Here is a 12299-nt window from a genome sequence, read left to right as displayed (position 1 = left end):
TGTCTCTCAGGAAGTTTGTGCTGCCACCTGCAAGATATGTTCCACCTGCCGCGCCAGCGCCGGGGGCACCGGCAGGGCGCCCGCCAGCACCTGCCGCGTGTATTCGGCCGTGGTGGCCACGTCGATTTCGGTGGGCAGGCCGGGCACTTCGGCGGCGGTGCCAGGTTGCTGTTCTTCCAGCAGGCGGTGCTGGCCGCCCACGAATGCGTCATAACGGGGCTTGCGGCGCGGGTCGGTGGCCACTTCGCCTTCCAGCCCGCGCGAGAGCAGGGCAGTCATCCCCATGCTGGTGAATGTGGCGTGCAGCATGTCCAGGTACTCGGGGTGGGTGTAGGCCGTGACGACCACGGCTGGGCCCGCGCAGGGGTTCATCAACTTGACCACGCTGTGCCCTGGGTTGCGCAGGCCCACCACCTGCCGCACGGACAACAGGCGCGCCAGGCCGGGGTGCAGGTGCTGGGTGTGGATGTGTGCCACCTGTCCATTTGCTATGGTTTCAGGAGCTGCTAGCGCTTTGATATCAAGCGCTTCAAGCACATCTGATGCCAAAACCCTGCGCGCTTCGGTACGCATGCCGTGCAGCAGCACGGGCAGCCCCTCGCGTGCCAGCAGCATGGCCAGCAGCGGGGTCAGCACGGGTAGCTTGCGGGCGCCGTTGTAGCTGGGCAGAACGATGGTGGCGCGGCTGGTGGCTGGCAGTTTGGACAGCCGCTGGTGCGTCGCGTCCAGAAAGCCGCACATTTCTTCGGGCGTTTCGCCCTTGATGCGCATGGCCAGGCAAAAGGCGCCAATTTCCAGATCGGTCACGCTGCCATCCAGCACCTGGCCAAACAGGTCGGCTGCCTGCTCACGCGTGAGCGGCTTGGAGCCGCGCGGGCCGCGACCGATTTCCTTGATGTACTGACTGATAGCCATGGTTTTGTGTGGCGGGACTTGTGAAATAGGGCTCCAGCGTCGTTATTTCGGCTTGCCGTACAGGCGTACTGTCTGCGCCGAAAATGCCTAGCTGGAGCCCTATTGCACAAGTCCTGGTGCGGTGGTTGTGGCAGTGAGGTGGGTGGGGCGCTATTTTGGCGCAACCCAGACAACTTTTGGTTATATGACGGCCTGTGTCCCGGGTTTGGACGCCAGCGGCCCGGTGGTGCGCACCATGCGCTTGAGTTCGGGCAGGCACGAGCCGCAGTTGGTGCCGCAGCGCAGCTTGCCTTGCAGCTGGGCCAGGCGGTCGTCGTCGGTGCCGTGGCAGTGTGCCAGCTCGGCGGTGATGGCGGCGTCCGTCACGTTAAAGCAGGTGCACACCGATTTGCCGCGCGACTGCACGGCCACGGGTGCCTTGGCGCCGGGGATCAGCAGCAGGCGGCCATAAGTTTGCGCGGGCAGTTCTTCTTGCAGCAGGGTCTTGAGCCAGCCCTCGGCGCTGGTGTCGCCCGCCAGCACGATGCCTTCGAGCGTGGTGGTGTCACCGTGGCGTGCCAGCCGCGCGGCGCGGCGCTGGCCGCGTTTTTTGTCGGCATAGCGCAGCGTGTCGGTGGTGGCCAGGCCCATCAGGGCTTCGATGCGTTCCACTGTGGCGTCCGGCGGGGCTTCGTGCGCGGCGGCGCGCAGCAGCACGCCCACGCGCTCGCGCCCGGGTTCGCCCAGCGGCGTGTTGTTGCTGAAGGGCACACAACTGGCAAACGGAAACTGCGCCATCAGTGCGGACAGCGCTTCCCGTGCGGCCTGGGCGCTGTCGGCGGGCAGCCAGGCCATGGCCAGCAGTGTCCAGGGCAGCTCGGCCTTGAGCACCTTCACGGCCGCGTGCTTGAGCTCGGGCTGCTTGGACGTGGGGCAATAGGCCGAGGTGGTGAGCGCGTTCACGCCTGCCAAGCGCTCGCCGGTGGACGAGCAGCCGCTCAAAAATTCGCTGCCCCAGTGCATGGCCATGAAGGCCTGCGACAGGCCCACGGTGGTGTCGGCCTGCGCGGGTACCACGATGGTGCCGCGCTTGCTCGTCACGTAGACCAGGTCGCCGTTCTTCAGGCCGCGCCTCTCCATGTCCTGCGGGTGCAGCTGCACGCTGGGCTCGGCCACATGGCCAAACAGGCGGCCCAGCGTGCCGGTGCGGGTCATGCCGTGCCACTGGTCGCGCAGGCGGCCCGTGGTCAGGCTGAAGGGGTAGCGCGATTCGCGTTGTTCCGCCGTGGGTTGCCAGGCATGCGCGGCAAAATGGGCGCGGCCGTCGGCCGTGGGGAAGATGCCGTCTTCGTACAGGCGGGCCTTGCCGGTGGTGACGCCCTCGGGCAGCGGCCACTGCTGCGGGCCAGCAGATTCGAGCATCTCCCACGACAGGCCGGTGATGTCCAGGTCGCGGCCGCGGGTGCTTTCGCGGTGTTCGTTCCACACGGTTTCGGCGCCCTGGTCTGCATGGTCGGTGGTGTAGGGGAACAGCGTGGGCTGGCCGGGGCGCAGGCGTGCCTCCAGCTGGTGCGCAAACTGCACCGCAATGGCCCAGTCGTGGCGTGCCGCGCCGGGTGCGGGCACGGCAGAGCGCACGCGCGAGATGCGGCGCTCGCTGTTGGTCACGGTGCCGGTTTTTTCGCCCCAGGTGGTGGCAGGCAGCAGCAGGTCGGCGTACCGCGCGGTCTCGGCCGTTGCGAAGGCCTCTTGCACCACCACAAATTCGGCGCGCTGCAGGGCGCGGCGCACAGTGGCCTGGTCGGGCATGCTCTGCGCGGGGTTGGTGCAGGCAATCCACAGGGCCTTGATCTCGCCGTCGGCAGCGGCCTGAAACATCTCCACCGCCGTCTTGCCCGGCTTGCTGGGCACATCGACCACGCCCCACAGCGCGGCCACCTCGGCACGGTGCTGGGGGTTGGCCAGGTCGCGGTGGGCGCTGAGCAAATTGGCCAGGCCACCCACCTCGCGCCCGCCCATGGCATTGGGCTGGCCGGTCAGGCTGAAGGGGCCTGCGCCGGGTTTGCCGATCTGTGCGGTGGCCAGGTGCAGGTTGATGAGCGCTGCGTTCTTGGCGGTGCCGCTGCTGCTCTGGTTGAGGCCCTGGCAGTAGAGGCTCAAGGTTGCCTTGGACGTTGCGAACCACTTGGCCGCAGTGGTCAGGTCGGCCACGCTGATGCCGCAGGTCTGCGCCACGCGCTCGGGCGTGCAGTCGCGCACCAGGGCCTTGAGTTCGTCAAAGCCCGTGGTGTGCGCGGCGATGTATTCGGCGTCCGTCCAGCCCTCCCACAGCATCAGGTGCAGCATCCCGTTGAACAGCATCACGTCGCTGCCAGGCTGGATGGGCAAAAACAGGTCGGCCATGCCCGCCGTGTCGGTGCGGCGCGGGTCGGCCACGATGACCTTCATGCCGGGGTTGGCGGCGCGTGCGTCTTCGATGCGGCGGAACAGGATGGGGTGCGCCCAGGCCGCATTGCTGCCCACAATGAACAGGCACTGCGCGTGTTTCACGTCGTCGTAGCAGGCGGGCGGCGCGTCGGCGCCCAGCGTCTGCTTGTAGCCGGCCACAGCGCTGCTCATGCACAGGCGCGAGTTGGTGTCGATGTTGTTGGTGCCGATCAGGCCCTTGGCGAGCTTGTTGAAGACGTAGTAGTCCTCGGTCAGCAGCTGGCCGCTCACGTAAAAACCCACGGCGTCGGGGCCGTGCTGCTGGATGGTGTGGGCAAACTTGTCCGTGGCCAGGCCCAGGGCCGCATCCCACGACAACGGCCGAGGGGCATCGCTGCGTTGCGCGCGGTGCAAGGGCTGCAGCAGCCGGGTCTGCAGCGTGATGGGGCTGCTGGCCGTGAGGTGCAGCGTCGAGCCCTTGGTGCACAGGCGGCCAAAGTTGGCGGGGTGGTTCGGGTCGCCCCGCACGCCGGTGATCTGTGCACCGTCGCTTTCAATGATCACGCCGCAGCCTACGCCGCAGTAGGGGCAGGTAGATTTGGTTTCTTGCATGGCGTGTGGCTTTGAATGTTTTACGGCGCTAGCGCTTTATTTATAAGAGCTAGCAGCTATTATTTTTATAGCTATGGTGCCCGTTGGGGCTGGCGCAGGGGTCTGGGGGCTGGGCTTGTTGGCAAGGGGCGGGCGCACAAGGCACCCTGCGCCTACGCGCCTACGCGCCCACCGTGCGGCGTGCAGGCCCGGCGATGGGCCGCGTCAAATCCGTGGCCACGGTGGCCAGCTCTGCAGCGTCCAGGTACACGGCACCGTCCTCCACCTTCACGGTGAACTTGGGGGTGCAGCCCTCATCGGGGGCCGATGCCTGGCCGTCGCACAGGCCGATGGTCCAGTTGTGCATGGGGCAGGCCACATGGGTGCCAAACACAATGCCTTGCGACAAGGGGCCACCCTTGTGCGGGCAGCGGTCGAGCAGGGCGAAGACGCCGCCCGCGTCGTTGCGGAACACCGCCACATCCAGGCCTTGGGGGCGGGCAACGCGGCGCGAGCCCAGCACGGGGATGTCTTCGATGCGGCAGATCAGTGTCCATTCAGTCATGGTGGCGATTCCTTGTGGTTGTTGGGGGGCTCTGGGCTCTGTGTCAGGCGGCCAGGGCGGCATACATGCCGGTGACGCGGTCCATGCTGGCCAGCAGGTTCTCGCTGGTCACAAACACCTCGGACACCTGGCGAAACGTGTTGGCGCCTGTTTGCATGCGCTGCAGCGCGGCGTCAAAAAACACCCATTGCCCGTCGGCCAGTTGCAGTTCCTGGCGAATGCGGTCGGTGGCTTGCGGCGCGGTGCGCAGCAATTCGTTGGCGCTCAAAAACTCTTTGCGCGCCTTGTCGATTTCGGTGGTGCTGGTGGCAGCGTCCACCTGCAGCATCGCGGCCAGGCAGAACTTGGCCATGCGCTGGCTCAGCATGCGCTGGCGCCCGGCCACGTTGACCAGATGGCCCACGGGCTTGCCCGAGGCCGCTTCGTATTGCACGGTGCCCTGGTGGGCCAGGGCCAGCACCTTGGCGTCGGCCTGCAGCAGGCTGCTGGCCGCGTCTTTGGAGGGCTGGGCCGTGGTCAGCACGGTTTTGTAGGCGCTCCAGGCGGCTTCCAGCTCGGTGTAGGTGGTGCGGATGTCTGCCTGCGGGGCGTAGGCCTTGAGTTCTGCCAGCTGCCGCTCAAACAGCTTGATGGACTGGGCCAGCGCCTGGCGCGCCGGGTTGGCATCGGCCTGGTGGGCCAGCATGAGCCAGGCTTTGGCCATGCGCTGGCTCAGCATGCGCTGGCGGCCCGCCTTGTTGATGGCATCGTTCACATCCTGCAACTGGGCCCACGCCGCCACCGGGGCGCCCACAGCGCCTGCCAGCAGGGCGCCAGCGCTGGCGTTCAAAATCCATCGGCGTTGCAGCATGGGTGGGCTCCTTGGTGGTTTGGGGGCGGGCAGGGGCAGTGGGCAGCGGCGTCAGGCGCCCAGGGGCACAAACTGGCGTGTGTCCACGGCGGCTTTGTCAAACTCGAACCAGGGGTCGGGCTCGCCGTCCAGCGCAAACTGCAGTTGCTCCCACAGCGCCTTGCGGCCTTCGTGGTCTTCCAAAATGCGCTTTTTCACATAGTCCAGGCCCACGCGGCTCACGTAGTGCACGGTGCGCTCCAGGTACCAGCCTTCCTGGCGGTACAGCTCGCAGAACGCGCCGGTGTACTCCAGCACTTCTTCGGCGGTTTTCAGCTTGGTGAAGAAGTGCGCCACCTCGGTCTTGATGCCGCCGTTGCCAGCGACGTACATCTCCCAGCCGCTGTCCACGCCGATGATGCCCACGTCCTTGATGCCGGCCTCGGCGCAGTTGCGCGGGCAGCCGCTCACCGCGAACTTGACCTTGTGCGGGGCGTACATGCGCCACATGGCGCGCTCCAGGTCCTTGCCCATCTGCGTGCTGTCCTGCGTGCCCATGCGGCACCACTCGCTGCCCACACAGGTCTTCACGGTGCGCAGCGCCTTGGCATAGGCGTGGCCGCTGGGCATGCCGATGTCTTTCCACACGTTGACCAGGTCTTCCTTCTTCACGCCCAGCAGGTCAATGCGCTGGCCGCCCGTGACCTTGACGGTGGGAATGTTGTACTTGTCCACCGCATCGGCAATGCGGCGCAGCTCGTCGGCCGTGGTTTCGCCGCCCCACATGCGGGGGATGACGCTGTAGGTGCCGTCCTTTTGGATGTTGGCGTGGCTGCGCTCGTTGATGGCGCGGCTTTGCGGGTCGTCCTTCGCGTCCTTGGGCCAGGTGCTCAGAAGATAGTAGTTAACGGCGGGGCGGCAGGATGCACAGCCGTTGGGCGTCTTCCACTCCATGAACTTGAACACATCGCCAATGCTCAGCAGCTTGTTGGCGCGGATCGCGTCGCGCACCGCCTGGTGGCCGTGGTCGGTGCAGCCGCACATGGCCTTGGTCTTGGGCGTGGCGCTGTAGTCGCCACCGGCGGTGAACATGATGATCTGCTCGACCAGGCCCGTGCACGATCCGCACGATGCACTGGCCTTGGTGTGCTTGCGCACTTCGTCGAGCGTGAACAGGCCCTTGTCCTTGATGGCCTTGCAGATGGCGCCCTTGGTCACGCCGTTGCAGCCGCACACCTCGTCGCTGTCGGCCATGGCCGATGCCTTGCTCTGGCCCTGGTGGCCCACGTCGCCGATGTTGCTCTCGCCAAACATCAGCTTGTCGCGGATATCGCTCACGCTGCGGCCGTCACGCAGCAGCTTGAAGTACCAGCTCCCGTCCACGGTGTCGCCATACAGGCAGGCGCCCACCAGCTTGTCGTCCTTGATGACCAGTTTTTTGTACACGCCGCCAAAGGGGTCGCTCATCACGATCTCTTCGGTGTTCTCGCCGCCCTGGAAGTCGCCCGCGCTGAACAGGTCGATGCCTGTCACCTTGAGCTTGGTGGATGTCAGCGAGCCCTGGTAGCGGCCGATGCCGAACTCGGCCAGGTGGTTGGCCAGCACCTTGCCCTGCTCGAACAGCGGGGCCACAAGGCCATAGGCAATGCCCCGGTGCGCGGCGCATTCGCCCACGGCGTAGATGCGCGCGTCGGTGGTGGTCTGCAGCGTGTCGCTGACCACAATGCCGCGGTTCACGTGCAGGCGCATCTTTTCAGCCAGCGCGGTGTTGGGGCGGATGCCCACGGCCATCACCACCAGGTCGGCGGGCACCTGGGTGCCGTCCTTGAACTTGACGCTGGCCACGCGGCCGTCGGTGTTGCCCACCAGTTCCTGCGTCTGCGCGCCCATCAGGAACTGCATGCCGCGCTCCTGCAGCGACTTCTCCAGCATCTTGCCGGCCACATCGTCCAGCTGGCGCTCCATCAGCCAGTCGCCCACATGCACCACGGTGACCTGCATGCCGCGCTTCATGAGGCCGTTGGCGGCCTCCAGGCCCAGCAGGCCGCCGCCGATGACGACGGCGTGCTTGTAGGTGGCGGCGGCGTCGATCATGGCCTGGGTGTCGGCGATGTCGCGGTACGCCAGCACGCCCTGCAAGTCCTTGCCGGGGATGGGCAGGATGAAGGGGTTGGAGCCGGTGGCGAGGATCAGGCGATCGTATGCGGCGGTGACCACCGTGCCGTCTTTGCTGGTGGCGCTGACCACGCGGCGCACGCGGTCCACGTCGGTCACGGTGAAGCCGGTGTGCAGCGTGATGTGGTTGTCGGCGTACCACGACCAGTCGTTGAGGATGATCTCGTCGATGGTCTGCTCGCCCGCCAGCACGGGGGACAGCAGAATGCGGTTGTAGTTGGGGTGGGGCTCGGCACCGAACACCGTGATGTCATACAGATCGGGGGCGATCTTGAGCAGCTCTTCCAGCGTGCGCACACCGGCCATGCCGTTTCCCACCATCACCAGTTTGAGCTTTTTCATCATGACTCCATCGGTTCCATCGCCGGGGCGATGCGCAAAACAAAAAAGGCGTCCACACGATGCTGCTCCGAGGTCTCGAAACCGCATGTGGGGACGCCTTCGTCCTGACAACTCCTCTGTGCGCCTTTGCACTGCTGAATTGCGTGGGCCTGCCCGGCCCTTGCCCTTGTTAAGCAATGGCCGTGCCAGATTCCTTGCACTGATCTGGGGTGGGCGCGCGGGACGGGCCCGGGCGTGGGCTGCCGGGGTGGGCAGGCGGCCCCGCCCCGGCATGCACCACCTTGGGCACAAAACCTGCATGGAGCTGGTGCATGAGCTTTGAACTGGATGTGGGCCAGGCCTCGCTGGCCGGCCGCAATGAGGTGAACGAGGACTTTGCCGCCCTGGCGGTGGGGCAGGGGCGCGACCGCGAGCGCGGCGCCATCGCCGCCATTGCCGATGGCGTGAGCACGGGCGGCAAGGGCCGCGAGGCCGCCCAGACCACGGTGAGCACCCTGGTGGGCGACTACTTCGCCACCCCCGAGACCTGGGACACCACCGTGGCGCTGGACCGCATCCTGAACGCCCACAACGGCTGGCTCGCCTCCATGAACCGGCGCCGCCAGCCCGCCGTGGGCCTGACCACACTCACCGCGCTGGTGCTGCGCGGCCAGTCGTACACGCTGGCCCATGTGGGCGACACCCGCGCCTACCTGCTGCGCGGCGGGCGCCTGCAACTGCTCACGGCCGACCATGTGATGGCGCAGCGCGACTTTGCGCACCAGCTCACCCGCGCCATGGGGCTCGATGACCATGTGGTGGTGGACTACAGCCAGGGCGAGCTGCACAGCGGCGATCTGTTCGTGCTGCTGTCCGACGGTGTGCATGGCAGTCTGCCCGAGCGCGAACTGCGGCAGCTGCTGCGCCAGGAGGGCGTGGCGGCCCAGGCGCTCAGCGACGAGCTGGTGCAGGCGGCTCTGCGCCGGGGCAGCAGCGACAACGTGACCGCGCTGGTGGTGCGGGTGCAAGGCGCGCTGCAGGCCACGCTGCAGGACGAATCCCGCCGTGCGCAGGACCTGCCCGTGCTGCCCCTGCTCAAGGTGGGCGATACCGTGGACGGCCTCACGGTCACGGCCATCGTGGCCGACAACGGCATCCACCGGCTGTACCAGGTGCGAGACCCGGCCACGCAGCGCCTCTACGCCCTCAAGACCCTGCTGCCCACGCGCGCCCACGATGCCGAAGAGCGCGCCACGCTCGCGCACGAGGCCTGGGTGGCGCGGCGCATGCAGTCGGGCCAGGCCGCCGCCCACCTGGCGCGGCTGAACACCTGGCCTGCGGGCGAGGGGCAGGAAGGTGCAGGAACCAGTGCCAGCGCGTTCTACCTGCTGTACGACTGGCACGCGGGCGAAACGCTGGGCCAGCGCCTGCGCAGCCGCCAGCATCTGCCCGTGCCACAGGCCGTGTCGGTGGTGGTGCAGGCTGCGCGCGTGCTGGGCTGGCTGCACCGGCAGGGGGTGGTGCACCGCGACATCAAGCCCGACAACCTGCACCTGGGCGACGACGGCGTGCTGCGCGTGCTCGATTTGGGCGTGGCCCTGTCCGGCCGCGAGCCCGAGGCTACGCGCCAGCTGCACGCGGGCACGCCCAGCTACATGAACCCCGAGCAGTGGCCCGGCTACGAAAAAAGCGGCGATACCGAAGGCCAGCTGCCCGACGCGCGCAGTGACCTGTTTGCGCTGGGCGTCACGCTCTACCAGCTGCTGAGCCAGGGCCGCCTGCCCTATGGCGAGGTGGTGCAGTACCAGCTGGGCCGCTACCACCGCGACCCGCTGCCCCCCAGCCGCCACAACCCCGGCGTGCCCATCTGGCTGGACCAGATCTCCCTGAAAGCCGTGGCCCGCAGCCGCGCCCAGCGCTTCGAGACCGCCGAGGAACTGCTGCTGGCGCTGGAGCGCGGTGCATCCCGCCCGCTATCAGCCCCCGGCCCGCAGCCGCTGATGCAGCGCGACGCCACGGCCCTGTGGAAGATCGCGCTGGCGGTGAGCGTGCTGGTGAATCTGCTGTTGATCTACTGGCTGTTGTTTTTGCCGAGGTAGTGGGGAGTCTTGGTTTGCTCCTGAAAATGTAGCTGCTTCCGCTTATGCAGTGGGCGGTGGAGCCGATTTTGGCTTGAATATTCAGCGGTGCATCGCCTGGTTTTGATGTACGCCCCGGTGGGTAGCAGGCTCTGCCACAGGGCGCTGCCTGTGGGCTCCCTCTCCCCTTGCGGGAGAGGGCGGGGGGAGAGGGGGCTTCCCTGGGGGCGCTGCTGCCCCCTCTCCCCAACCCTCTCCCGCGAGGGGAGAGGGGGTTTCAGTCGGCAACACTTGCGCCGGTCACGCGCTGCGCGCGCGGCCGCCCTTTTAGCGAAAGTTCGGCAAGCGCTATCGCGCTTACTTGTTTAACGCAAGTCATGCGCTACGCGCACGGCCACCCTTTTGCTGGAAGTGTGGCGAGCGCTTGCGCGCTCACCGGCTACGCCGGTCATGCGCTGCGCGCACGTCCACCCTTCTCCGCCCACGTGCGCGTCCAGCGGATCTGCATCACCCGCAGTAGCACCAGCATGGCCAGCGCGCACGCCGCAATGCCGACAAAGCCCCACAGGTAGGTGCCGGTGTACTGGCGCGAGATGCCCATGCCGCTGGGGATCAGGCCGCCGCCCAGGGCGCCGATCTCGCCAATCATCGAGCCTGCCACGGCCGTGGTCAGAGGCCAGCGCAGGGGCACCAGCTGGAACAGGGCGCCATTGCCCGCGCCCAGCGCAGCAAAACACACCAGGAACAGCAGCATGGTGATGGGCAGCGAGTTCTCGGCCAGGCCGCACAGCACCATGCTCACGGCCGTGATGGCCAGCACGGCCGTGAGTGTGTTCACGCCGCCCCAGTGGTCCGACAGCCAGCCACCAAAGATGCGCAGGGCCGCGCCCAGGAAGGCCGCCAGCATGGTGAGCTGGCCTGCCTGCACCTTGCTCACATGGAACTGGTCGTAAAAATAGCCGGGCAAGAAGGTGGTGAGGCCGATGAAGCCGCCAAAGGTCACGGCATAGATCAGGCTGAAGGCCCAGCCATCTTTTTCAAACAGGCAAGCGATGTGTTCGCGGAAGCTCGAATGGGCCGCCAGGTCGGAGGGCTCCTGTGCAAACACGGCCATCACGATCGCGGGCACCGCCACGCTCACGGCGGCAAAGCCGTACACGGCCTGCCAGCCAAACTTCTGGGCCAGCGCCGGGGCCAGCAGAGCCGCCACGGCGGTGCCCACGTTGCCTGCGCCCACGATGCCCATGGCCAGGCCCTTGTAGCGCGGCGGAAACGAGCCCGAACCCAGCGACAGCGCCACGCCAAAGCTGGCCCCGGCCACACCCAGAAGGATGCCCATGGCCAGCAGGTCGCCGTAGTCGTGCACAAACAGGTAGCCATAGCCCATGGCCAAAAAGATACCCGCCATCTCGACCAGCGTGGCGTTCTTGCGCCCGATGTACTGCGCCAGGATGCCCAGCGGAAAGCGCATCAGCGCACCGGCAAAGATGGGGATGGACAGCATCATGCCCATCTGCGTGGGCGTGAGCTGGAAGCTGTCGCGGATGAACGGCGCCATGGCACCGTTGATCACCCAGACAGCGCACGAGAAACCGAAGTAGAGGAAGGACGACCACAACGTGGGGGCGTGGCCGGACTTGAGGAACTCGCGGAATTGAAGCATGGCGATCGTGCGCAAAAGGGCTGAGGGGCTTCCCAGCCGGGGCAAAAAACAAAAAGGCGCCTGCATGGATCGCGCAGGCCTTGCAGCCTGTTTGCATTCCATGAAGACGCCATCGTCCTGTTCGCCCAATCCGCCATTGCACCGGGCTGATACACGGCCAGCGTTGACCGCACCCATCTGCAAGCAATGTCTGTGCCAGCCAGGGTGCTTCGAGGGTTTGAATAAAAAATGGCCGTTACCGCGCGTCCATTCTCAGTTTATTGCTATAAAAATATGAGCATCCCATCGAAGATTGCCACGCTTTGGGGCAGGGTGTTGGATGAATGCTCTCTTTTGGTGAATGCGCAGCACACGGCGATTTAGTTGTTTGCGAAACAACTTTTTCGCCTTAGGATGAATTCGACTTTTCCGAGGCTTTTTTCAGTTCAGTTTTTTCTGGGGTGACTAGGGTCTGTTGAGAATCAATCTGAGAGGCGTGAATGGATGTGATGCAATAGGCGCATGAGCATTCGATGGGTACTGACAGACGCACAATGGGCCAAGATGGAGCCGCACTGCCTTGGCAAGCCAAGTGATCCTGGACGCAGCGGCACAGACAACCGCCGCTTCGTTGAGGCAGTGCTGTGGATTGCCCGCACAGGCAGCCCCTGGCGAGACCTGCCGCCAGAGTTCGGCAAGTGGAACACGGTGTTCAAACGCTTTAGCAGGCTGCTGAAATACTCCCCGCCGCAGCCCAGCCCACCTCCCCGCTTTTGA

7 protein-coding genes and 1 pseudogene are annotated in these 12299 nt (G+C 66.2%); 2 read left to right on the top strand and 6 right to left on the bottom strand.

All coding sequences use genetic code 11. The features are described 5' to 3' along the window. Positions 1-6: 6 nt before the first annotated feature. From ybiB to nirB, 5 genes are all read right to left on the bottom strand, one after another. Positions 7-915: a DNA-binding protein YbiB gene (gene ybiB, locus AADJ04_RS05575; protein WP_341239005.1), complete on the bottom strand. Its 909-nt coding sequence runs from the start codon at positions 913-915 to the stop codon at positions 7-9. Between the two features lie 180 nt (positions 916-1095). Next, positions 1096-3933 carry a molybdopterin-dependent oxidoreductase gene (locus tag AADJ04_RS05570; protein WP_341239004.1) on the bottom strand — a complete coding sequence of 946 codons (2838 nt, stop codon included), beginning with the start codon at positions 3931-3933 and terminating at the stop codon, positions 1096-1098. A gap of 160 nt (positions 3934-4093) precedes the next feature. Then, positions 4094-4477, bottom strand: coding sequence for a nitrite reductase small subunit NirD (gene nirD / locus AADJ04_RS05565; RefSeq protein ID WP_099655083.1), 384 nt, complete (start codon positions 4475-4477; stop codon positions 4094-4096). 43 nt (positions 4478-4520) lie between these two features. Beyond that, on the bottom strand, positions 4521-5327 hold the full coding sequence (locus AADJ04_RS05560) for a type IV pili methyl-accepting chemotaxis transducer N-terminal domain-containing protein (RefSeq protein ID WP_207374288.1): 807 nt from the start codon (positions 5325-5327) through the stop codon (positions 4521-4523). A 51-nt stretch (positions 5328-5378) separates the two neighbouring features. Then, positions 5379-7823 (bottom strand): nitrite reductase large subunit NirB, encoded by a 2445-nt coding sequence (nirB, locus tag AADJ04_RS05555; protein ID WP_207374287.1) that lies wholly within the window; start codon positions 7821-7823, stop codon positions 5379-5381. A 311-nt stretch (positions 7824-8134) separates the two neighbouring features. Here nirB and AADJ04_RS05550 point away from each other — a divergent pair, with 311 nt between their 5' ends. Then, the gene (locus AADJ04_RS05550; RefSeq protein WP_207374286.1) at positions 8135-9901 is read left to right on the top strand and encodes a bifunctional protein-serine/threonine kinase/phosphatase; all 1767 of its coding nucleotides are present in this window, start codon (positions 8135-8137) and stop codon (positions 9899-9901) included. Between the two features lie 427 nt (positions 9902-10328). Here the strand turns inward: AADJ04_RS05550 and AADJ04_RS05545 are convergent, their stop codons facing one another. Beyond that, on the bottom strand, positions 10329-11543 hold the full coding sequence (locus AADJ04_RS05545; protein WP_341239003.1) for an MFS transporter: 1215 nt from the start codon (positions 11541-11543) through the stop codon (positions 10329-10331). A gap of 501 nt (positions 11544-12044) precedes the next feature. On the opposite strand from AADJ04_RS05545, the pseudogene AADJ04_RS05540 reads away from it, so the two are divergent. Beyond that, positions 12045-12251: pseudogene (locus tag AADJ04_RS05540) on the top strand (transposase); the annotation flags it as partial. Positions 12252-12299 lie beyond the last annotated feature (48 nt).

It is taken from the genome of uncultured Acidovorax sp. (assembly GCF_964021665.1).
In the GTDB taxonomy this organism is placed as follows: domain Bacteria; phylum Pseudomonadota; class Gammaproteobacteria; order Burkholderiales; family Burkholderiaceae_C; genus Acidovorax; species Acidovorax temperans.
This window is presented reverse-complemented; position numbering and strand designations above follow the sequence as displayed.

Bases quoted from the DNA above. Each gene is read 5' to 3' on its own strand.
- ybiB (WP_341239005.1), bottom strand. From the start codon at position 915: ATGGCTATCAGTCAGTACATCAAGGAAATCGGTCGCGGCCCGCGCGGC.
- AADJ04_RS05570 (WP_341239004.1), bottom strand. From the start codon at position 3,933: ATGCAAGAAACCAAATCTACCTGCCCCTACTGCGGCGTAGGCTGCGGC.
- nirD (WP_099655083.1), bottom strand. From the start codon at position 4,477: ATGACTGAATGGACACTGATCTGCCGCATCGAAGACATCCCCGTGCTG.
- AADJ04_RS05560 (WP_207374288.1), bottom strand. From the start codon at position 5,327: ATGCTGCAACGCCGATGGATTTTGAACGCCAGCGCTGGCGCCCTGCTG.
- nirB (WP_207374287.1), bottom strand. From the start codon at position 7,823: ATGAAAAAGCTCAAACTGGTGATGGTGGGAAACGGCATGGCCGGTGTG.
- AADJ04_RS05550 (WP_207374286.1), top strand. From the start codon at position 8,135: ATGAGCTTTGAACTGGATGTGGGCCAGGCCTCGCTGGCCGGCCGCAAT.
- AADJ04_RS05545 (WP_341239003.1), bottom strand. From the start codon at position 11,543: ATGCTTCAATTCCGCGAGTTCCTCAAGTCCGGCCACGCCCCCACGTTG.